The 20,308-nt window shown below is 33.5% G+C and carries 23 protein-coding genes and 1 tRNA gene; 18 read left to right on the top strand and 6 right to left on the bottom strand.

Annotated features, from left to right (window positions below; all coding sequences use genetic code 11):
• The first annotated feature begins 73 nt into the window (after positions 1 to 73).
• Complete coding sequence (locus OD917_RS17370) at positions 74 to 343, top strand: hypothetical protein (RefSeq protein ID WP_111287166.1); 270 nt, start codon at positions 74 to 76, stop codon at positions 341 to 343.
• Positions 344 to 376: 33 nt separating this feature from the next.
• Here OD917_RS17370 and OD917_RS17365 read toward each other — a convergent pair whose 3' ends face one another.
• On the bottom strand, positions 377 to 967 hold the full coding sequence (locus OD917_RS17365) for a riboflavin synthase (protein WP_111287164.1): 591 nt from the start codon (positions 965 to 967) through the stop codon (positions 377 to 379).
• A gap of 57 nt (positions 968 to 1,024) precedes the next feature.
• Between OD917_RS17365 and pdxA the strand changes: the two genes are divergently transcribed.
• The 12 genes from pdxA to OD917_RS17305 all read left to right on the top strand — a co-directional run bounded on the left by pdxA (position 1,025) and on the right by OD917_RS17305 (position 9,505).
• Positions 1,025 to 2,074 carry a 4-hydroxythreonine-4-phosphate dehydrogenase PdxA gene (gene pdxA / locus OD917_RS17360; RefSeq protein ID WP_263524649.1) on the top strand — a complete coding sequence of 350 codons (1,050 nt, stop codon included), beginning with the start codon at positions 1,025 to 1,027 and terminating at the stop codon, positions 2,072 to 2,074.
• 105 nt (positions 2,075 to 2,179) lie between these two features.
• Positions 2,180 to 2,722 (top strand): YceD family protein, encoded by a 543-nt coding sequence (locus tag OD917_RS17355; RefSeq protein ID WP_263524648.1) that lies wholly within the window; start codon positions 2,180 to 2,182, stop codon positions 2,720 to 2,722.
• Positions 2,723 to 2,731: 9 nt separating this feature from the next.
• Positions 2,732 to 2,926, top strand: coding sequence for a 50S ribosomal protein L32 (gene rpmF, locus OD917_RS17350; protein WP_008465217.1), 195 nt, complete (start codon positions 2,732 to 2,734; stop codon positions 2,924 to 2,926).
• Positions 2,927 to 3,101: 175 nt separating this feature from the next.
• The gene (locus OD917_RS17345) at positions 3,102 to 4,100 is read left to right on the top strand and encodes a beta-ketoacyl-ACP synthase III (RefSeq protein WP_263524646.1); all 999 of its coding nucleotides are present in this window, start codon (positions 3,102 to 3,104) and stop codon (positions 4,098 to 4,100) included.
• 23 nt (positions 4,101 to 4,123) lie between these two features.
• On the top strand, positions 4,124 to 4,609 hold the full coding sequence (gene accB, locus OD917_RS17340; RefSeq protein ID WP_263524645.1) for an acetyl-CoA carboxylase biotin carboxyl carrier protein: 486 nt from the start codon (positions 4,124 to 4,126) through the stop codon (positions 4,607 to 4,609).
• A 103-nt stretch (positions 4,610 to 4,712) separates the two neighbouring features.
• On the top strand, positions 4,713 to 6,059 hold the full coding sequence (gene accC, locus OD917_RS17335; RefSeq protein ID WP_263524644.1) for an acetyl-CoA carboxylase biotin carboxylase subunit: 1,347 nt from the start codon (positions 4,713 to 4,715) through the stop codon (positions 6,057 to 6,059).
• Positions 6,060 to 6,409: 350 nt separating this feature from the next.
• Positions 6,410 to 6,706: a hypothetical protein gene (locus tag OD917_RS17330; protein ID WP_263524643.1), complete on the top strand. Its 297-nt coding sequence runs from the start codon at positions 6,410 to 6,412 to the stop codon at positions 6,704 to 6,706.
• Between the two features lie 74 nt (positions 6,707 to 6,780).
• Positions 6,781 to 7,077, top strand: coding sequence for a hypothetical protein (locus OD917_RS17325; RefSeq protein ID WP_111287153.1), 297 nt, complete (start codon positions 6,781 to 6,783; stop codon positions 7,075 to 7,077).
• Between the two features lie 29 nt (positions 7,078 to 7,106).
• Positions 7,107 to 7,397, top strand: a complete 291-nt coding sequence (locus OD917_RS17320; RefSeq protein WP_263524641.1) for a hypothetical protein — start codon at positions 7,107 to 7,109, stop codon at positions 7,395 to 7,397.
• An 18-nt stretch (positions 7,398 to 7,415) separates the two neighbouring features.
• Positions 7,416 to 7,709 (top strand): PepSY-like domain-containing protein, encoded by a 294-nt coding sequence (locus tag OD917_RS17315; protein ID WP_263524640.1) that lies wholly within the window; start codon positions 7,416 to 7,418, stop codon positions 7,707 to 7,709.
• A 16-nt stretch (positions 7,710 to 7,725) separates the two neighbouring features.
• Positions 7,726 to 8,022 carry a PepSY-like domain-containing protein gene (locus tag OD917_RS17310; RefSeq protein WP_263524639.1) on the top strand — a complete coding sequence of 99 codons (297 nt, stop codon included), beginning with the start codon at positions 7,726 to 7,728 and terminating at the stop codon, positions 8,020 to 8,022.
• 136 nt (positions 8,023 to 8,158) lie between these two features.
• Entirely contained in the window at positions 8,159 to 9,505 is a 1,347-nt protein-coding gene (locus OD917_RS17305) for a sigma-54-dependent transcriptional regulator (RefSeq protein WP_263524638.1), read from the top strand.
• Positions 9,506 to 9,691: 186 nt separating this feature from the next.
• Here the strand turns inward: OD917_RS17305 and OD917_RS17300 are convergent, their stop codons facing one another.
• Both OD917_RS17300 and OD917_RS17295 read right to left on the bottom strand, forming a co-directional pair.
• Complete coding sequence (locus OD917_RS17300) at positions 9,692 to 12,136, bottom strand: ATP-binding protein (protein ID WP_263524637.1); 2,445 nt, start codon at positions 12,134 to 12,136, stop codon at positions 9,692 to 9,694.
• A gap of 184 nt (positions 12,137 to 12,320) precedes the next feature.
• Positions 12,321 to 14,222 (bottom strand): S9 family peptidase, encoded by a 1,902-nt coding sequence (locus tag OD917_RS17295; RefSeq protein WP_263524636.1) that lies wholly within the window; start codon positions 14,220 to 14,222, stop codon positions 12,321 to 12,323.
• 227 nt (positions 14,223 to 14,449) lie between these two features.
• Between OD917_RS17295 and OD917_RS17290 the strand changes: the two genes are divergently transcribed.
• Genes OD917_RS17290 through OD917_RS17280 form a run of 3 tightly spaced genes read left to right on the top strand, consistent with a single transcriptional unit; the run spans position 14,450 to position 17,302 of the window.
• Complete coding sequence (locus tag OD917_RS17290) at positions 14,450 to 15,562, top strand: NAD(P)/FAD-dependent oxidoreductase (protein WP_263524635.1); 1,113 nt, start codon at positions 14,450 to 14,452, stop codon at positions 15,560 to 15,562.
• Complete coding sequence (gene mtgA, locus OD917_RS17285; protein ID WP_263524634.1) at positions 15,562 to 16,356, top strand: monofunctional biosynthetic peptidoglycan transglycosylase; 795 nt, start codon at positions 15,562 to 15,564, stop codon at positions 16,354 to 16,356. Before OD917_RS17290 ends, mtgA begins: the two co-directional genes overlap by 1 nt.
• The gene (locus OD917_RS17280; RefSeq protein ID WP_263524633.1) at positions 16,328 to 17,302 is read left to right on the top strand and encodes a lipid A deacylase LpxR family protein; all 975 of its coding nucleotides are present in this window, start codon (positions 16,328 to 16,330) and stop codon (positions 17,300 to 17,302) included. The genes mtgA and OD917_RS17280 overlap by 29 nt, the downstream gene beginning before the upstream one ends.
• A 412-nt stretch (positions 17,303 to 17,714) precedes the next feature.
• Here OD917_RS17280 and OD917_RS17275 read toward each other — a convergent pair whose 3' ends face one another.
• On the bottom strand, positions 17,715 to 18,299 hold the full coding sequence (locus OD917_RS17275) for an SMI1/KNR4 family protein (protein ID WP_263524632.1): 585 nt from the start codon (positions 18,297 to 18,299) through the stop codon (positions 17,715 to 17,717).
• Positions 18,300 to 18,520: 221 nt separating this feature from the next.
• Between OD917_RS17275 and OD917_RS17270 the strand changes: the two genes are divergently transcribed.
• Entirely contained in the window at positions 18,521 to 18,742 is a 222-nt protein-coding gene (locus tag OD917_RS17270) for a FeoB-associated Cys-rich membrane protein (protein ID WP_263524631.1), read from the top strand.
• Between the two features lie 51 nt (positions 18,743 to 18,793).
• Here OD917_RS17270 and OD917_RS17265 read toward each other — a convergent pair whose 3' ends face one another.
• Both OD917_RS17265 and OD917_RS17260 read right to left on the bottom strand, forming a co-directional pair.
• Positions 18,794 to 19,198: a hypothetical protein gene (locus tag OD917_RS17265; protein ID WP_263524629.1), complete on the bottom strand. Its 405-nt coding sequence runs from the start codon at positions 19,196 to 19,198 to the stop codon at positions 18,794 to 18,796.
• Positions 19,199 to 19,324: 126 nt separating this feature from the next.
• Positions 19,325 to 19,401 (bottom strand) — tRNA-Ala (locus OD917_RS17260).
• A 104-nt stretch (positions 19,402 to 19,505) separates the two neighbouring features.
• On the opposite strand from OD917_RS17260, the gene OD917_RS17255 reads away from it, so the two are divergent.
• Positions 19,506 to 20,270, top strand: coding sequence for an enoyl-CoA hydratase/isomerase family protein (locus OD917_RS17255; protein WP_263524628.1), 765 nt, complete (start codon positions 19,506 to 19,508; stop codon positions 20,268 to 20,270).
• The last annotated feature ends 38 nt before the right edge of the window (positions 20,271 to 20,308 follow it).

Raw genomic sequence — 20,308 nt, 5'->3', positions numbered from 1 at the left:
GTCTTGTGCGAAATTTCTATTAAAGAATATTTGTTAATAATTACAGACTTGCTGTTTTTAACAGCTTGAATTTATGAAAAATCTAAAAGCCCCTTTTTTAGCAGTTACTTTAATATTATTAAATGTTTCATTCATGTTGGCCGGATCATCAAATCCACCTGCTCCTACAGCAAAAGTGGCTACTACGAATGGTACCGCAGGCACACTTGACGATGAATGCGAAGATTTTGGTTGTAACCCTACGTTTCCAATAGACCAAAATATTGTTTTTCTAGTAATTGGCGGTTTAGCATTAGGTGCAACCGTGATATATAAAAACCAAACAAAAAAAGCTTCAATTTAAATTGAAGCTTTTTTTGTGGGAAAGTGTTAGATTTTATTTGTTGATCGAATAAAGTCTAGAAATGTATTTTCCTACTACATCAAACTCAAGGTTGATTTTTGTTCCAACTTTGAAATCTTTAAAGTTAGTGTGCTCATAAGTGTACGGAATAATTGAAACGCTAAATTCATTTGTTTTAGAGTTTACAACTGTTAGACTTACTCCGTTTACAGTAATCGAACCTTTTTCGATTGTGATGTTGTTTAAGGTTTTGTCATATTCAAAAGTATAATTCCAGCTTCCGTTGGCTTCTTCAATTTTAATGCAAGTTCCAGTTTGATCTACGTGACCTTGAACAATATGTCCGTCTAAACGGTCTCCAAGCTTCATTCCTCTTTCTAAATTTACAATATCGCCTGTTTTCCAGTCGCCAATATTGGTTTTTAAAATCGTTTCGTCAATTGCAGTTACCGTGTAAAGAGAATCTTTAATGGCAACAACTGTAAGGCATATTCCGTTGTGCGAAACACTTTGGTCTATTTTCAATTCGTGAGTTATGGATGAGTCAACTGTTATATGAAGATTGTTTTGGTCTTTTTGAATTTCGTGAATCCTGCCGAGTGTTTCTATAATTCCTGTGAACATTGTGGTTTTATTTTACTAAATTTGCACATCAAAATTAGTAATAAATAAACTGAGCTCATGAATAAAAAAGCAGAAAATATAATTGTTGGAATTTCTGTTGGAGATTTAAACGGTATTGGAAGCGAAGTTATACTGAAAACATTCGAGGATTCTCGTATGTTGGAATTGTGTACGCCGGTTATTTTTGCAAATGCTAAAATTCTTTCTTTCGTTAGAAAAAGTTTTACATCTACGATTCAATTTCACGGAGTTGATAAATTAGATCAAGTTATACCAGGAAAAGTAAATGTTTTAAATCTTTGGAGAGAAGGTGTTGATATAAATTTTGGTGTAAACGATCCTAAGATAGGTGAATACGCAATAAAATCATTCACGGCGGCAACAAAAGCTTTGAAAGACGGTGAAATTGATGTTCTGGTTACGGCACCAATTAATAAATACAATATACAGTCTGAAGATTTTAAATTTCCAGGACATACAGATTATCTAGATCAGCAATTAGAAGGCAATGCACTTATGATGATGGTTCAAGATAATCTTCGAGTAGGTTTAATTACAGATCATGTTCCGTTAAACGAAGTCGCTTCTCATTTAACAGAAGAATTAATTACTAAAAAAATTGAAACTATTAGAAAATCTCTAGTTCAGGATTTTAGTATTGTAAAACCGAAAATTGCAGTTTTAGGACTCAATCCGCACGCTGGTGATGGTGGTGTAATTGGAAAAGAAGATGATTTGGTTTTAAAACCAACATTAAAGAAAATATTTGATTCTGGAACAATGGTTTTTGGTCCATTTCCAGCAGATGGTTTTTTTGGGAGTGGTCATTATGAAAAATATGATGCGGTTGTAGCAATGTATCACGATCAAGGATTAATTCCGTTTAAGACATTGTCTTTTGGAAAAGGAGTTAATTACACAGCAGGTTTAAATAGGGTTAGAACTTCTCCAGATCACGGCACAGCCTACGATATTGCGGGAAAAGACATGGCAGATTACAATTCTTTTAAAGAAGCAGTCTATCTTGCGATTGATATTTTTCGCTCGCGTAATCAGTATGAGGAGATTAGCCAAAAACCTCTTAAAATAAAAGAAAAACAGTTATAAACAAAAAAAGGTGAATAAGATTATTAGATTTGTAATAATTTTATATCTTTGCACCCCAATTCAGATATCTAGTTTTAGAATCGAATTGATCAAATTGATGTTGAAATGAGCAAAACAAAAGAATTTTTAATTCCTTTCGTAGGATTAAAACTAGGAAAACACCATTTTGAGTATCAAATAAATAACGAGTTCTTTAAGAATTTTGAATACGATGAGTTTCAAAGTTCGGATATTAAAGTCAATTTACTTTTCGAAAAGAAAAGTACTATGTTAGAGTTAGAATTCAAACACAAAGGAACAGTAAATGTGCCTTGTGATCTAACAGGCGAAGATTTTGATTTACCTATAAAAGGGAAAATGAAGTTGATTGTTCGCTTTGGAGAGGAATTTAATGATGATAATGAAGAATTGTTGATTTTGCCACATGGTGAACATGAGATAGATATCGCGCAATATATTTATGAAATGATCGCGCTTTCTGTACCTCAGAAAAGAATTCATCCAGGTGTTAAAGACGGAAGTCTGCAAACAGAAGCTTTAACAAAACTGAATGAGTTAAGCGTAAAAGAACAAAAGGAAGAGAGTAACAAAGAAGAAGATATTGACCCGCGTTGGGAAAAATTAAAGAAACTATTAACGGATAAATAATATAGTAAAATGGCACATCCTAAGAGAAAAACCTCGAAAACAAGAAGAGATAAGAGAAGAACACATTACAAAGCTACTGTAGCTCAAATCGCTACATGTCCAATTACTGGAGAAGCACATTTATACCACAGAGCTTACTGGCATGAAGGTAAAATGTACTACAGAGGGCAAGTTGTTATCGATAAATCTGAAGCGGTTGCTTAATACGTTTTTGTAAATTATACTAGAACTCTCACATAGTGAGAGTTTTTTTTGTTGGTTATAATTTTCGTTTTTTAGGAAAATATAGACAAATTCGTTACGTTTTTTTTTGTAATTTTCAAGTCTTTTAAAAATTTTTCAAATTAATCATAATTTGAAAAGAAAATAATAGAATATAATGAATACAATCACAGCCGCAATTACCGCTGTTGGAGCTTATGTTCCTGACTTCGTTCTTTCGAACCAAGTACTAGAAACAATGGTTGATACCAATGATGAGTGGATTACCGCTCGAACAGGAATTAAAGAAAGAAGAATACTGAAAGATGCTGATAAAGGTACATCTTACCTTGCTATACAAGCAGCAAAGGATTTAATTGCAAAAGCAAATATTGATCCGCTTGAGATTGACATGATTGTTATGGCAACAGCAACACCAGATATGATGGTGGCTTCTACGGGAGTTTTTGTTGCAACAGAAATTGGAGCAACAAATGCTTTTGCATACGATTTGCAGGCTGCATGTTCAAGTTTCTTATACGGAATGTCAACTGCTGCGGCTTATGTACAGTCTGGACGTTACAAAAAAGTACTTTTAATTGGTGCAGATAAAATGTCATCAATTGTAGATTATACAGATAGAGCAACTTGTATTATTTTTGGTGATGGAGCTGGTGCAGTTCTTTTTGAACCAAATTATGAAGGCTTAGGTTTGCAGGATGAATATTTAAGAAGTGACGGTGTTGGTCGTGATTTCCTTAAAATCCCTGCTGGAGGTTCTTTGATTCCACCTTCAGAAGACACTGTGAAAAACAGACAGCACAATATTATGCAAGACGGAAAAACTGTTTTCAAATATGCTGTTACAAATATGGCAGATGCCAGCGAATTGATTTTGCAAAGAAATAATTTGACAAATCAAGATGTTGACTGGTTAGTGCCACACCAAGCTAATAAACGTATTATTGATGCTACAGCTGGAAGATTAGAATTAGACGAATCTAAAGTTCTCGTAAACATCGAAAGATACGGTAATACTACTTCTGGAACTTTACCATTAGTATTAGCTGATTTTGAAGATAAGCTTAAAAAAGGAGATAATATTATCTTTGCCGCTTTTGGTGGAGGATTCACTTGGGGATCTATCTATTTAAAATGGGCTTACGATAAGAAATAAATTAAAACTAAAAACGAATCATTATGGATTTAAAAGAAATTCAAAACCTAATCAAATTTGTTGCAAATTCGGGCGTTGCAGAAGTTAAGTTAGAAATGGATGATGTAAAAATCACGATCAGAACAACTTTAGAAACAAATGTAACTGAGGCAACTTATGTACAACAATTGCCAACTCAGGCAGCTTTACCTCAAGCGGCAGTTCCACAAGTTACAGCTCCAACAGTTGTAAGTGTAACTCCAGAAGCACCAGCTGCTAACGATTCTAAATATATTACTATAAAATCTCCAATCATTGGAACATTCTATAGAAAACCATCTCCAGACAAACCAGTTTTCACAGAAGTTGGAAGTACTGTATCTAAAGGAGATGTTCTTTGTGTAATTGAAGCAATGAAATTATTCAACGAAATCGAATCTGAAGTTTCTGGTAAAATTGTGAAAATTCTAGTTGACGATATGTCTCCAGTAGAATTTGACCAACCTTTATTCTTAGTAGATCCATCATAAATAAATTTAGATTTTAGATTTTAGATTTTAGATTGATTTGCAGTTTGTTAATCATCTAAAATTATCTAATTATCAAATTGTCTAATTATCTAATTAAAATAAGATGTTTAAAAAAATATTAATTGCGAATAGAGGAGAAATTGCACTACGTGTAATTCGTACATGTAAGGAAATGGGAATCAAAACTGTTGCAGTTTACTCTACAGCCGACGCAGAAAGTTTACACGTTAAATTTGCTGACGAAGCGGTTTGTATTGGCCCTCCTCCAAGTAACTTATCGTATTTGAAAATGTCAAATATCATTGCAGCTGCTGAAATTACAAATGCAGACGCAATACATCCAGGTTATGGATTTCTTTCTGAGAATGCTAAATTCTCAAAAATCTGTCAAGAGCACGGAATTAAATTTATCGGTGCTGCTCCAGAAATGATCGACCGTATGGGAGATAAAGCTTCTGCAAAAGCTACAATGAAAGCAGCAGGAGTTCCTTGTGTGCCAGGTTCAGACGGATTATTAGAATCTTACGAACATGCACAAAAAACAGCTGCAGAAATTGGTTACCCAGTTATGATGAAAGCTACTGCTGGTGGTGGTGGAAAAGGAATGCGTGCAATCTGGAAAGAAGAAGAGCTTTTAAAAGCTTGGGAAAGTGCACGTCAAGAAGCTGCTGCAGCGTTTGGAAATGACGGAATGTACATGGAGAAACTTATTGAAGAGCCACGTCATATCGAAATTCAGGTTGTTGGAGATGCTTACGGAAAAGCATGTCACCTTTCTGAAAGAGATTGTTCAGTACAACGTCGTCACCAAAAATTAACTGAAGAAACACCTTCGCCTTTCATGACAGACGAACTTCGTACAAGAATGGGAGAGGCTGCTGTAAAAGCTGCCGAATTCATTAAATATGAAGGGGCTGGAACTGTAGAGTTTTTAGTGGACAAACACAGAAACTTCTATTTCATGGAAATGAATACTCGTATCCAAGTAGAGCACCCAATTACAGAACAAGTTATTGATTATGATTTGATCCGTGAGCAAATTATGGTTGCCGCTGGAATTCCGATTTCTGGGAAAAACTACCTTCCAGAATTACACGCTATCGAATGTCGTATTAATGCTGAAGATCCTTATAACGATTTTCGCCCTTCACCAGGAAAAATTACTACGCTTCATATGCCAGGAGGACACGGAGTACGTTTAGATACTCACGTATATTCAGGATATAGCATTCCGCCAAACTACGATTCTATGATTGCTAAGTTAATTACAACCGCACAATCTCGTGAAGAAGCTATTAGCAAAATGCGTAGAGCTTTGGATGAATTCGTAATCGAAGGTGTGAAAACTACAATACCTTTCCACAGACAATTAATGGATGATCCAAAATATATTGCAGGAGATTATACAACTGCATTTATGGATACATTTAAAATGAATAATCCAGAATAATTATAAAGGCTGTCAATTTATTGATAGCCTTTTTTCTTTATAAGCCTTTATTAAAATTCCAAAAAAAAGAAAATTCCAAATTCCAATATTGAAACCTTAAACTTGGAACTTGAAACTTTAATCTAGATTTTGGAATTTGAAATTTCTTTCAAAGGTTACACTTTAAGTGTTTACTTATTACACACTTTTTTTATCTTTTACACACTTTTTGAAATTTTTCTTTTATTGGCATATTGATTTAAATCCTTTAAAAGTAGGCTTTTAGGCTATTTGGCACAGTTCTTTTCTTTTACGGCATAATAATTTCATTATCTAAAGCGTAAACAACTATTAATTTAAATATATACGTTATGAAAAGATTATTTTTATCAGCCGCAATTGTTTTAGGAAGTTTAACTTCATTCGCTTCAACTTCACCAGTAGCAAACACAAACGCAAAGGTGATTTCTATTGCAGACGAATATACTGAGATCAAATTAGAAGAATTACCTTCTGCAATTACAGAAGCTCTTAAAAAAGCTTATCCAGAAGCAGTAATTACAAAAGCATATAAAAACGAAAAAGCACAGTATAAACTTGATGTTACTGTTGGTGACAAAGTAGGTAACCTATTTGCTAATGCAGATGGAACTTGGATTAAACAATAATCTAATCTAAGGTATTGTGAAAATCCAGATCAAGAATACTAAGATCAAATTAACTATATTAAAATATAACTATCATGAAAAATTTATTTTTATCAGCCGCAATCGTTTTGGGAGGTTTAACATCATTTGCTTCAACTTCGCCAATTTCAAATACAATCGTAAAAACAATCTCTATCCAAGATGATTATACAGAAATCAAATTAGAAGAGGTTCCATCAGCTATAACAGACGCTCTTAAAAAAGCATATCCAGATGCAGTGCTTTCTAAAGCATTTAAAAACACAAAATCTGAATATAAGTTAGAAGTAACTGTTGGAGATAAAACAGGAAATCTTTTTGCAAACGCAGACGGAACTTGGATTAAAAAATAATTTAAATCTAACCCTAAAAAGCTATTACTATGAAAAAGTTGATTCTATCGGCAGCAATTGTCTTAGGCAGTTTGTCGATGCATGCAGAAACCACTGTTGTAGCAAGCCCATTGGTACAAACAGTTAATGATCAGGATGGATATAAAGAGGTAGATGGAGTTCCAGCAGCTATTAAAAAGTCTTTAGACGAAGCTTATCCTGGTGTAGTGCTTGAAAAAGCATGGGTAAATGATAAAAAGGAGTACAAAATTGAGATAACCGTTCGAGGAGAAAAGTCGATCGTTTATACAGATGCTTCTGGTAACATTCTTAAAAAATAATTTAAACCACTAAATATTATGAAAAAGTTAATCTTATCAGCAGCGATTGTTTTAGGAAGTCTGTCAGTTAGTGCTGCAGTCCTTCCGACAATTTCGATTACTCAATCAGTACTTATTCAAGATGAATTTACTGAAATAACGGCAGACGCTGTTCCAGCAGCTGTGAAATCTACAGTTGAAAAATCTTTCCCGAATACTAAGCTTGAAAAGGCTTATAAAAACGAGAAAAACGAGTACAAACTTGAAATTTCAAGCGGTGACAAGAAGTATACTATTTTCACAGATGCTTCTGGTAATATCATCAAGAAATAATTAAAAAATCAGCATCATGAAAAAACTAATCTTATCAGCAGTAGTTCTTTTTGGGACAATGTCAATTCAAGCAAATTTATTGCCAGTTCCTCAAGAAACTAAAACAACTGTAAGTATTCAATCAGAATATACAGAAGTTACTGCAGATGCTGTGCCTGCAGCTGTAAAAACAGCTTTGCAGACCGCTTATCCAGGAGCAAAACTGGAAAAAGCATTTGTAAACGAAAAAAAAGAATACAAACTAGAAATATCAGTTGGAGACCAGAAGGCTACTGTTTACTCAGATGTCAATGGTAACTGGTTGAAGATATAATTAGGTGAATTTAGATTTATGTTTTTGGTGAAAAAGAGATTGCGTCGTGCAATCTCTTTTTTTTACATATTTTACATAATTTTATGAAATAACAAGTTTAATAATGTTATTTTAGCAAAAAAGTCACTAAAAACAAATGCCGAAGATATTACTGATAGAAGATGACATTGCGTTTTGTAAATTATTAGAAAAATTTCTAATCAAAAAAGCGTATGATGTAGCGATAGCTTTCTCTGCAGCAGAAGCACGCGAAGCAGTTAAAAACGAATCTTTTGATTTGATTTTGACAGACCTTCGCTTGCCTGATTCTGACGGTATTGGACTTATGTCTGAATTTAAAAATTCGCATCCGCATATTCCAATTATTTTAATGACGGGTTACTCTGATGTAAATACTGCTGTAAAGGCAATCAAGAACGGTGCAGCAGATTATATCTCAAAACCTTTCAATCCTGATGAGGTTTTGATTGTTATCACAAATGCATTGCAAACTCCACAAGTAAAGGAAGAAGCTCCTGTAAAAGGAAAAAAAGCGCCTAAAAAACAAACTTCGGGTGAAAATGAATTTGTAAAAGGAATTTCGGTTGCATCAAAAAAACTACTGGATCATATTCAATTGGTGAGTCCAACTGATATGTCAGTTTTGATTATTGGCGAAAGCGGAACAGGAAAAGAAATCATTGCTAAAAGCATTCATCAGCAGAGTCAAAGAAAAGACAACAATTTTATTGCTGTTGACTGCGGAGCGATTCCGAAAGAATTGGCGGCAAGTGAATTTTTTGGTCATTTAAAAGGATCTTTCACTGGAGCAATTAGTGATAAAAAAGGTTATTTTGAAGCAGCAAATGGCGGAACTTTATTTTTGGATGAAATTGGAAATCTTTCGTACGAAAATCAAATTCAGTTATTGAGAGCGCTTCAGGAAAGAAAAATTAAACCTGTCGGGAGCAATAAAGAAATAAACGTCGATATACGCATTATTACAGCTACAAACGAAGATTTGCGCGAGGCAGTAAAAAACGGCGATTTTAGAGAAGATTTATACCATAGAATCAATGAATTTTCGATTCAGTCACCGTCTTTAAAAGATCGCGGAGAAGATTTAATGGTTTTTGCCGATTATTTCCTTGAAAAAGCCAATCAGCAGTTAAATAAAGAAGTTATTGGATTTTCTCCTGAAGTAGTTTCTATTTTTCAGAATTACAACTGGCCAGGAAATTTACGTGAATTGCAAAATTGCGTAAAAAGAGCAACACTTTTAACTCGTGGAGATTTTATTGAAGCAGATGTGCTTCCTGCAGAATTTTTCCAAATCCAAAAACAATCAGGTGGAAACGGCGGTTTCTCTTTATCAGAAAATGAAAAAGAAGCTATTATTCATGCTTTGTCAAAAGCGCAGAATAATAAATCGGAAGCTGCAAAACTTCTGAAAATCACTAGAAAAACACTTTACAATAAGTTGAAACAATATAATATTGAATAAAAAAGCAGTCTAAAACGACTGCTTTTTTTATAGTCCCAGAAGGACTAAATATTTATAGAAATATATTTGTTCAATCTTCTTCAAACACGGTACAAGGTTTCAACCTTGGAAAACGAATTGAAAATCATTATGCACATGGTTGAGACCATTGGCAATGTTTTTAAATTTGTTTGTAAAAAATATTCTTTAAATCTCTTGCTTTAATCCGTCAAAAAGAACCTGTACTTTTTCTTTTAAATCTGCGTAAGTACTTTCTAAGTCAATCGTATTTAAATCTTCTTTCTCTAAGTTTTTAAGAAGTTCACCAATTTCATTTGCCTGAATTTGCTTAAACATTGGCGCAATACGATGTGCGATCGATTTTATTTCTTCATGATTTTTCTCTTGAACAGCTGTTTTCAAAAAGCCTAAATTTTCTATAGATGTTTCTATAAAAGAGTTTAAAACTTCTTTTAAAGCCGATTCGTCTTGTCCTAGGAAATCTTTTAAAGTATCTAAAGAATACATTTGAGAAGAATTATTGCTTTCAGTTTCTAGAAATTCGGTTGCAGGAACTTCTTCGTGATCTAAAATATGCTGAATCGTTTCCAATAAAATTTTTGGAGAATATGGTTTCTTTACAACTGTTGTAAAACCAGCATTTTTATAAACAGAAAGATCCAGATCTGTGCGGCCAGTAAGTGCAATTACAGGCTGATTTTTAAAGTTAGCTTCTGGAAGTTCACGAAGTTTTTCTAAAAACAAGAAACCATCAATTTCCGGCATTTGAATATCAGTAATAACAAAATCAAAACGCGTGTTTTTAATCGTTTCTAAAGCCTTAGCAGGATTCGTAAACGAAAATACATGATGTTGTTCTTGTTTTAAAACTCCAGTAGTTAGATTCAGAAGATTAATATCGTCATCAACTACAATGAAAGTTTGTTTCTTAGTGTTTTTTGATGGTTTGCTTTTAATCTCATTTGAAACAATTGGTGCAGTCTGACTGTTATCAAACAATAGTGGCAATTGAATGGTGAATGTGCTTCCTTTTCCAAAAATACTGTCCAAACTTAAGCTTCCGCCCAAAATAGAAATAATCTTTTGGCAGATTGATAATCCTAAACCAGTTCCGCCGTATTTTTTTTCAATGCCTTCATTTGCTTGTGCAAATTCTTCGAAAACCAATTTCTGATTCGCTTTTTCAATTCCAATTCCAGTGTCTTGAATTGAAATTGTAAAAGACTGCTCGTCATTCGCGTAAGCGGCAATTCGAATATGACCTTCTTCTGTAAATTTATAGGCGTTACCAACAATATTTGTCAAAATTTGTTTTAAACGAAATGGATCTCCAACAATACGTTTCTGAAATTTTTCATCCACATTAATTATAAGATCAATATCTTTTTGTTTGTACACCGTTTGGATATTTCTCGCAACATCTTCGATAATTTCTGGAAGTGAAAACGGAACTTTTTCTATAGAAATTTTTCCTGCTTCGATCTGAGAGAAATCCAATAAATCCTGAACAAGCTGCGTAATATATTCAGACGAATTTTTTATGTTTTTAATGAAATACGATTGCTTGGTGTTGACATCTGAATTTCCTAAAAGTTCAGAATAACCAACAATGGTACTCAAAGGCGTTTTCAAATCGTGACTTACGGTCGAAATTAATTGTTCCCGACTTTTCAGCAGATTCTTTGTTTTGAAATTGGCGATTTCCAACTGTTTTTTATACAATTGAGATTTTGAATAATCGCTTACAATTAGAATCGAGAAAAAGAGCGTTAGCAATAAACCAATTACGGCAGATGCTGTGACAATTTCGTTGACTCTTTTTAATGATTTTTCTTTTAATGAATTGTTTTTTATCGAATTAATGATGATTTCTCGCTCGATAATTCGAAGTATTTTTCGAAGCTGATCAGAAATTGCAATCTCATTTTGAAGTAGTTTGTTTTCTTCAAAATTCAGAGATTCTTTCTTTTTTTCAGCTTTTAATTTTACAGAACTCAAAAGCTTTTTAGAATTGGCTAAAATCGAATCAGAAGCTTTTTTACTTAATGTGTTTGTGCTGTCGTCAGGAATATTCGAGTTTAAATAATCTACATATTGTTGCAAAACACTTCGCTGGTAACTTCCTAACTGATTTGGGTTTTTGGTGAAATCCTGAAGTTCGAGTTTTCTTAGATTAAACTCCATTTTCGTGATTTCATCAATTGCTGTATTTACCGAAGTTTCGTCGTCTGCTTTATTCTTGATTTCTCTTAATTGTTTAATGTTTTCTGTCTTTTCAGCCAAAAAATAATTCACACTATCTAAAAGCGTTTTCTGATACTCGGTAGTAACAATTTGTTTTAAAGTATCAATTCGTTTTCGGAGAGAATCGGTTTCGATAAGATAATTTTTGAAATCTTTTTCGGAGTTATTTTGAATGGTTTGCCTTGCTAAACTTTCAGTTTTATAGACATTTGAATATAATTTACTAACTCTAAGAATTTTGGTTTTTTCTAAAGCAATTTTATCTTCCAGTTTGTTATAAACGACATTTTCAGAATATAGAAACCATCCAACCGTTACAACCAAAGCCAATAATGCAACATAGCTGAATAAAACTTTGATTGCGGTGTAACTTCTTTTGGTCTCCATATTTTGCTTAAAAGATTTGGGAATTAGGTCCCGAAGCCTCGGGATTAAAACATTGCAATTTATCTAAAAAAATCTGTTTTTGGAAGAGTAAATCTATCCAATATGTTATATAATTGTAAGGTTTGAAAATGAAAACAGCCGTAGATTATGTAAATCTACGGCTGTAAAATATTCTTTTTAGGTGTTACAAAGTTTCATCTAACCATTTGAAAAATTCACCTTGCCAAACCTGTGCATTTTGTGGTTTTAATACCCAGTGGTTTTCGTCTGGGAAATACACAAAACGGCTTTTGATTCCTCTCAATTGAGCAGCTTGGAAAGCTTCTTGTCCTTGCCCGATTGGCACGCGGTAATCTTTTCCTCCTTGGAAAATCAAAATAGGCTTATTCCAGTTTTGAACTAAAGTTGCAGGATTAAAAGTTGTGTAGGCTTTTTGCGCTACAGCATTATCTTTTTCCCAGTATGGTCCGCCAAAATCCCAGTTATTAAAGAAAACTTCTTCAGTTGTTCCTAACATAGAAACGGTATTGAAAACACCATCATGAGCGATAAAAGTTTTGAAACGATTTTTGTGAATTCCAGCTAAATAAAATACAGAATATCCTCCGTAACTAGCACCTACGCAACCTAAACGGCTTTTGTCAACATAACTTTCTTTTGCCACATCGTCAATTGCAGAAAGATAATCGTCCATAACTTGTCCGCCCCAATCTTTACTAATTTGCTCGTTCCATTCAACACCGTGTCCTGGCATACCGCGACGGTTTGGAGCTACAACCACATAACCTTTAGCGGCCATTAAAGAAAAATTCCAACGGAAAGAATACGATTGTGTTAACGCACTTTGTGGTCCGCCTTGGCAAAATAACAAAGTGGGATATTTTTTTGAAGCGTCAAAATTTGGAGGAAGAATTACCCAAACCAGCATTTTTTTACCGTCAGTTGTTGTAACATAACGTTTTTCCGTTTTGCTTAAAGCTAAAGTTTTATACGTTTCAGTATTGATGTTTGATAATTGTTTCCAAGTATTTTTCTTCAAATTGAAAGAATAAATTTCTCCCGCATGATTCATATCAGTTCTTGTTACGATGATATCGTCTCCAGAAAAGCCAATTAAATCATTCACATCAAAATCTCCGTTTGTCAATTGACGAACGTTGATTGCGATTTTAGTTAAACCAGGGAAATTAACAGAGAAAAGTTGTTTTGTTCCATCAATTGGTGCAACAAAAAATACTGTTTTCCCGTCTTTGCTCCAGATAAAATTATCTACAGTTCCGTCCCAGTTTGCCGTTAAGTTTGTTTTAATTCCTTTAAATTCAACAATAATATCGTTTTTATCAGACTCGTAACCGTCGCGTTTCATTTGTAGCCAAGTTAAATTTCCTGTTGGAGAAAATTGTGGCGCAGTATCGTAACCTAAATTGCCTTCGGTTTTATTAGTTGTTTTTTGAGTTTCTAAATTATACTCATAAATATCTGTGTTGGTTGAAATAGCATAAGCAGTTCCTGCTTTTTTCTTGCACACATAGAAAATGCTTTTGCTGTCTGGCGACCAGATATAATCTTCGTCACCACCAAAAGGCTTTTGTGGAGAATCAAAAGTTTCTCCTTTTAAGATGTCAATTCCTTTTGCGCCGTCTTTGTTTTCTTTATAAAAAACATGATTAAATTTTCCTTCGTTCCAAGTGTCCCAGTGGCGATAATCTAAACCGTCATAAATTTGAGCATCAGATTTTGTTAGACTTGGGTAGAAATCTTTACCTAAAACTTTATCAATTTTTACTTCTTCATTGTAAACGACAAATTTTCCGTCAGGCGAAATGTTTTTGTCTGCCAAAATATCCTTGGTGTCTTTAATTTCAGTTGCATTTCCGCCATTTACGGGAATTGTATAAATTTTAGAAGCCGATTTATTTTCTTCTACAGAAGGTGTCGAAACTTTAAAAACAACATTTTTAGCATCTTTAGAAATGCCAAGAGGTGTTACTCTTCCTAATTTCCATAACAATTCTGGCGACATTACATTCTGCCCAATAGCGTTTAAACTCATCATTATTAAGGTTGTTAATACTACTTTTTTCATAATAAAAATTCTATTTTTTGTGGCGCTAAAAATACAACATTTAATTTCCAAGTTGTTAAATTTCAAATCCCAAATTTTGTTAAAGTTTATTATTGTCACCCTGAGCGAAGTCAAAGGGCGCATAGTTGAGAGGCTTCGACTTAGCTCAGCCTGACAAAGATTTTAAATGAACTTTAATTACTTATATGGTTCAAAAAAATCATTATTTTTATAAAAAACTCTGAAAAATGGAACTAAGCTATTGGGAACTTAAAAATTGGTTTACGAATGTGGATTACACAATTGTTGGGAGCGGAATCGTTGGCTTACATACAGCATTACGCTTGCGCGAAAGATTTCCTGCTGCTAAAATTCTGGTTTTAGAACGCGGAATGTTACCACAAGGTGCAAGTACCAAAAATGCTGGTTTTGCTTGTTTCGGAAGTATTTCTGAAATTCTAGAAGATTTAAAAACGCATTCAGAAGACGACGTGGTGCAATTAATTGAAAAACGTTGGAAAGGACTTCAATTGCTTCGAAAAAGATTAGGAGATTTGGCAATTGATTTTAAGCCTCACGGCGGATATGAACTATTTTTGAAAGAAGACGAACTTGGATTTAATGAATGTGTTACTAAAATTCCTTTTATAAATGAAGTTTTGAAACCGCTTTTTAAAGCCGATGTTTTTTCGAAAGAAGTAGACCGTTTTGGTTTTGAAAACATTCAAAATTATTTGATTTTTAATCCGTTTGAAGCGCAAATTGATACTGGGAATATGATGCAGGAATTATTGAAACAAGCAGTTTCGGCAGATATTTTAATCTTAAATCAGCAAACAGTAAGTTCTTATGTCGAGGTGGGAAACCATGTCGAAGTAGTTTTAAATGATTTTAGTTTTAAAACACAAAAACTGCTTTTTGCAACCAATGGTTTTGCAGAATCTTTGACAAACGGATCGGTAAAACCAGCAAGAGCGCAAGTGCTTATTACAGAGCCTATTCACAATTTAGATATCAAAGGAACGTTTCATTTAGATCGCGGTTATTATTATTTCAGAAATATTGGCGATCGAATTTTATTAGGCGGAGGTCGAAATCTTGATTTTGAAGGTGAAACCACAACCGAATTTGGACAGACGAAAATTATTCAAAATAAATTGGAAGATTTACTGAAAAATGTAATTTTACCAAATCAGGATTTTCAGATTGCGCACCGATGGAGCGGGATTATGGGAATAGGAAATAGTAAGAATCCTGTGGTTACTCAACTTTCTGAAAATGTGTTCTGCGGAGTACGTTTAGGTGGAATGGGGGTGGCAATAGGAAGTTTAATAGGAACAGATTTAGCAGATTTAATATAATGGCAGCAACCAAAAAACCAGCACCAAAAAAAACAACAGGAACTAAACCTAAAACAAAAGCTTCTTCCAAAAAAGGAAATCGTTCTTTGGGTGAAAAAATAAAATGGTTTTTTATAAAAGCTGCCTTATGGTTTTTTGGAATATCAATTGGGTCGGTTATATTTTTTAAATATGTTCCAGTGCCGTTTACTCCTTTAATGCTTATTCGTGCAATCGAAAATAAAATGGCAGGAAAAGAAGTATATTTTGACCACGATTGGGAACCGATAGAAAAAATATCAATGAATCTTCAAAAAGCAGTTATCGCGAGCGAAGATGCAACATTTTTAACGCACAACGGTTTCGATTTCAAAGCACTTCAAAAAGCATATAAAAGCAATGAACGCGGACGCAGAATTCGCGGTGGAAGCACCATTTCGCAGCAAACAGCTAAAAACGTCTTTTTATGGCAAGGAAAAAGTTATTTCCGTAAAGGTCTAGAAGCCTATTTTACAGTTCTAATTGAATTGATTTGGGGGAAAGAACGTATCATGGAAGTTTATCTGAATAGTATCGAAATGGGAGACGGAGTTTACGGAGCTTATGCGGCAACAGAGCATTGGTACAGACGTGATGCTTCTAGTTTAACGCCAATGCAGGCAGCAGGAATTGCGGCAATTCTTCCAAATCCAAGAAAATTTAAAGCTACAGGTTCTTCAAGTTATATCAATAGAAGAAAAGAACGAATTGTTCGTGAGATGCGTTACGTTGGAAAAATCTATTATAATGGTAAAGAGAAAGAGGAGAAGAAGTAAAAAACTGCTTTTTGCTTTTCTGATATTGACCGTAACGCTCACTTTTGGACAAGGAAAAACTACAGAAATAGGTTTTATATCTGATAACGATTTATATACATCGTCTAAATACGATATGTATTATACGAATGGTCTGGAGTTTTTTTACAGATTCTTATCAAAAAACGATAATCCAAAAATCAATAAAGAAATTACCGAATTTCGTATCGGGCAATATATTTACAATCCACGATTTTTAAACAAAGAAGCAGTTACAGTAAACGACCGACCTTTTACAGCTTATCTTTTTGCAGAAGCTGGTAGAAGTTTTTTTTACGAAAGCGAATCGGTTTTAAAAACAGATTTTCAATTGGGTTTTATGGGACCAAATGCTTTGGGAGAAGAAACTCAGGTTGGTTTTCACAACATTATAGGTTATAAAAAAGTTTATGGTTGGGAAAACCAGTTGCATAATGCTTTCGGCGTTCAGGCTCATGCTATTTACTCAAAAAAAATGTTTCCTTCAAAACACAATGATTTTGTAGATCTTCATTGGCAATCAGAAGGTAATTTGGGAACCATTTTTTCAGGTGTTTCAACAGGATTTATGGCTCGATTTGGATTTAAAAAACTACTTCCAATTTACGATTCTAATATGTATGATGCTTCGGTAAGTGCGCAAGATCAGTCAAATATTAGAGAATTTTATTTCTACGCAGCGCCAAGTGTCAATTATCAGTTTTATGATGCCACAATTGAGGGAAGCATGTTTAACGACACAAGTCCAATTACTTTTGAATTGGAGCCACTTCGTTTCAATGCCGAAGCGGGTTTGAAATACAGACACAACAACTTCAACATATCTTATTCTTTCCTATATCGCGGAAGAGAATTGAATGATCCAGGAATTGACACTAATTCTGGGTATTTTTATGGATCGATAAGGATGGGGTTTTTGTTGCGGTAGATAGTCCGTAGTGTAGTGCTCCATAGTGCGTTGCACTATTTTGATGTTTTTAAGCTTTCAGCCTAATCCCAAAGATAGCGTTCGTCATATTCAACGTTATATTTGTTTAGAAATGCTAAAAGTTCTTTTTTGAATGTCTTTTTTCTGTGATGTTCTTCCTGGTTTCTAATGTATTTTATAACTATATCTAATTGAAAGGGATTAACCGAAAAAATACCATAACCGTCCTGCCAGTAAAAGTTTACATAACGCGAATCTACCGTTTTTACCCATTTTGAAGATTGATTGCTATTGAGGTATTGTGATTTTTATTTTACAGTATAATGAGCTTAATTCAGACATTATTTTTAATGTTTGATATTTATTATTTTTATCGCGTAAAAGCATGATCTATTACTTTTTTTATAACAAGTTAATCCCATCGGCTTAAATTTCCTTCAGCTCTTTCAAAAAGTTCTTGCAATACACTTTTTAGTGTTCTTTCAGGAATTCCCGTTTCTAATAGCTTAAGTAATTGATTTGCAGTTTTTCCAAGATTGTCTTGATGAGAATATAAATTCATGAAATTTCCATTTTGGTCGAAAATTATATATTCGCCGCTCTCACATCCATCTTCTTCAGCCATGATCCAGCCGATGCAAGGAAAAGCTTCATTGATTTTTGCGGTTTGTTCTTTTGTAAGCAGTTCAAATTCCTGAAATTCGGGTCTGTCATTTCCCCAAAAAGCCACAATCATATCGATAATTCCGGTAGATTTATGTACAAATCCAGATCGTCTTTCAATATGAGAAAGAAGACTTTGAGGAGAAAAAATACTAAAAATTTCTTCCGATTCGATGCCGCCAATCGTTTTGTAAAATGCCTTTAATTGTTCTGGAAAGGGGTGTGAAAAATGAGAAGCTAATCTATCTATTTCTTCGTCTGTTGCTGGAGTTACTTCTCTTATTTCATCATATTCAAGTTCGCAAACAGAAAGACGTGTTTTCATTTGTTCCATATCGTGTGGTATAAATTTTTTATTGATTGTAAAAATGTCAAAATAAAAAGAACGAATCCAGTTAAATTATTTTTTTAGATAAGTTTGTTCTATTTGGTTAAAGGATTATTGGCATTTTATACAAAAATATGAAACCTTTATTAAAGAAATATCTTTCAAAAGATTTAGTTAAGTCAGAGGAAGTTTTAATTTAGAAGTAAAACACTTAACTGTTTGATAACATGAAGAATAATTTTAATTATTTACTTTTAATTAAAATTTTAATCATGGATATTAATTGGAGTATAATAGCAATTGTAGCATTATTGGTAATTATCCTTGTTGTGCTAACAATTAGAAAAAATCAGCGTGAAAAAAAGAAACTTGAAAATTTGCTAAACAACGATTTTAAAAAAGTAGAGAAAAAGAGAGTCGATCCAGATGATGCTGCAAATGAAAAATAAAACAAAACGTATTACTCAAGTAATACGTTTTGTAAAATCTAAAAATCAAATTTATAATTTAGTATAATTCCCTTTATAAAATCTTTTCGAACCCATTTGGGTATCGGAAGTTTTAACGAAATTGAAATATTGTTTTGTAGAAGCTGCATCTCTGTATTCAAAAATATAAGAATCTTCTGTTTTAGTTTCTACAAGTTCTACATCATTGCCTTTTTCTTCCCAGTAATCAATACCATATGAAACAGAAGATTGATATCCTGTACTATTAATAATTATGAGATCAGATTTTGTAAATTGAAGTACAATACCTTCCTCATTTTTCCATTTTCCTATAATCCATTCTGGAGGGCTTATTCTTGTAGCGTGATTGCCATTGGAACCACTAGAGTCATATTCATCTTCAGATGTGCAAGAAAGCATAAAAAACACACTTAACAATAATAGTAACTTTTTCATAATCTTTTATTTTTTACAAAGATGGGATAGGGCTTTTTTATGTCTTACCTGCATAAGTTTCAATTGTAATAGTTTAAGGTATTTTTTAAAAGAAAAAACCGTATCGCAAATAAGAGATACGGTTTATGGTGGAGAATACCGGATTCGAACCGGTCACCCCTTGCCTGCCAGGCAAGTACTCTAGCCAAATGAGCTAATCCCCCAAAGTGTTAAACAAATAAAGTCAATTAATTCTCAAAAAACAAATTTCAAGAAGTCCGAGTGAATTATTTTTCAAAAGCGTAACTTTACCTTTAAATCTTATTTTATGAGTTTAGAAAATGCTAACGGAAGTTTAGAAACTACCTTTCAAAATACAATTGCAACAGTACAATTTGGTCATCCAGCAAGTAATTCTTTTCCACGTCAATTGTTGGACGCGCTTACAGCAGAAATTAATTCTTTAAGTCGAAATGAAGACGTTTCGGTTATTATTTTGAAAAGTGAAGGAACTAAAACTTTTTGTTCCGGAGCTTCTTTTGATGAACTTTTGAAAGTAGAAAATGAAGAACAAGGTTTAGAATTCTTTTCTGGTTTTGCACATTTGCTCAATGCCATGCGAAATTGCAATAAACTAATTATTGGCTGCGTTCAAGGAAAAGCTGTTGGTGGAGGAGTTGGAATCATTTCGGCTTGCGATTATGTTTTTGGAACTCCGCAAAGCGAAATTAAATTATCTGAATTAGCAATCGGAATTGGACCGTTTGTGATAGAACCAGCAGTTTCTCGTAAAATTGGTAAAGCGGCAATGACCGAAATGACTTTGTCGGGACACGAATGGAAATCGGCAGAATGGGCGCTTCAAAAAGGACTTTTTTCTGTTGTGTGCGAATCTCGAAATTTGGATGCTGAGGTTGAAAGTTTTGCTCAAAAATTAAGTTCGTACAATCCTGAAGCTTTGTTCGAAATGAAAAAGATTATCTGGGAAGGAACAGAAACTTGGGAATCGCTTCTTTTTGAACGCGCAGCAATTACAGGAAGATTGGTTTTATCCGATTTTACAAGAAATGCATTGCTTCAGTTTAAAAAATAGATATGATATAAGTCATTAATTTTAAATAAACAGAAACA

It is taken from the genome of Flavobacterium sp. SH_e (assembly GCF_025717045.1).
In the GTDB taxonomy this organism is placed as follows: domain Bacteria; phylum Bacteroidota; class Bacteroidia; order Flavobacteriales; family Flavobacteriaceae; genus Flavobacterium.
This window is presented reverse-complemented; position numbering and strand designations above follow the sequence as displayed.

Bases quoted from the DNA above. Each gene is read 5' to 3' on its own strand.
- OD917_RS17270 (WP_263524631.1), top strand. From the start codon at position 18,521: ATGAAGAATAATTTTAATTATTTACTTTTAATTAAAATTTTAATCATG.
- OD917_RS17315 (WP_263524640.1), top strand. From the start codon at position 7,416: ATGAAAAAGTTAATCTTATCAGCAGCGATTGTTTTAGGAAGTCTGTCA.
- OD917_RS17280 (WP_263524633.1), top strand. From the start codon at position 16,328: ATGGTAAAGAGAAAGAGGAGAAGAAGTAAAAAACTGCTTTTTGCTTTT.
- rpmF (WP_008465217.1), top strand. From the start codon at position 2,732: ATGGCACATCCTAAGAGAAAAACCTCGAAAACAAGAAGAGATAAGAGA.
- OD917_RS17255 (WP_263524628.1), top strand. From the start codon at position 19,506: ATGAGTTTAGAAAATGCTAACGGAAGTTTAGAAACTACCTTTCAAAAT.
- OD917_RS17320 (WP_263524641.1), top strand. From the start codon at position 7,107: ATGAAAAAGTTGATTCTATCGGCAGCAATTGTCTTAGGCAGTTTGTCG.
- OD917_RS17330 (WP_263524643.1), top strand. From the start codon at position 6,410: ATGAAAAGATTATTTTTATCAGCCGCAATTGTTTTAGGAAGTTTAACT.
- OD917_RS17300 (WP_263524637.1), bottom strand. From the start codon at position 12,136: ATGGAGACCAAAAGAAGTTACACCGCAATCAAAGTTTTATTCAGCTAT.
- OD917_RS17295 (WP_263524636.1), bottom strand. From the start codon at position 14,222: ATGAAAAAAGTAGTATTAACAACCTTAATAATGATGAGTTTAAACGCT.
- OD917_RS17310 (WP_263524639.1), top strand. From the start codon at position 7,726: ATGAAAAAACTAATCTTATCAGCAGTAGTTCTTTTTGGGACAATGTCA.
- mtgA (WP_263524634.1), top strand. From the start codon at position 15,562: ATGGCAGCAACCAAAAAACCAGCACCAAAAAAAACAACAGGAACTAAA.
- accC (WP_263524644.1), top strand. From the start codon at position 4,713: ATGTTTAAAAAAATATTAATTGCGAATAGAGGAGAAATTGCACTACGT.
- OD917_RS17345 (WP_263524646.1), top strand. From the start codon at position 3,102: ATGAATACAATCACAGCCGCAATTACCGCTGTTGGAGCTTATGTTCCT.
- OD917_RS17370 (WP_111287166.1), top strand. From the start codon at position 74: ATGAAAAATCTAAAAGCCCCTTTTTTAGCAGTTACTTTAATATTATTA.
- OD917_RS17305 (WP_263524638.1), top strand. From the start codon at position 8,159: ATGCCGAAGATATTACTGATAGAAGATGACATTGCGTTTTGTAAATTA.
- OD917_RS17325 (WP_111287153.1), top strand. From the start codon at position 6,781: ATGAAAAATTTATTTTTATCAGCCGCAATCGTTTTGGGAGGTTTAACA.
- accB (WP_263524645.1), top strand. From the start codon at position 4,124: ATGGATTTAAAAGAAATTCAAAACCTAATCAAATTTGTTGCAAATTCG.
- OD917_RS17355 (WP_263524648.1), top strand. From the start codon at position 2,180: ATGAGCAAAACAAAAGAATTTTTAATTCCTTTCGTAGGATTAAAACTA.
- OD917_RS17290 (WP_263524635.1), top strand. From the start codon at position 14,450: ATGGAACTAAGCTATTGGGAACTTAAAAATTGGTTTACGAATGTGGAT.
- OD917_RS17365 (WP_111287164.1), bottom strand. From the start codon at position 967: ATGTTCACAGGAATTATAGAAACACTCGGCAGGATTCACGAAATTCAA.
- pdxA (WP_263524649.1), top strand. From the start codon at position 1,025: ATGAATAAAAAAGCAGAAAATATAATTGTTGGAATTTCTGTTGGAGAT.
- OD917_RS17265 (WP_263524629.1), bottom strand. From the start codon at position 19,198: ATGAAAAAGTTACTATTATTGTTAAGTGTGTTTTTTATGCTTTCTTGC.
- OD917_RS17275 (WP_263524632.1), bottom strand. From the start codon at position 18,299: ATGGAACAAATGAAAACACGTCTTTCTGTTTGCGAACTTGAATATGAT.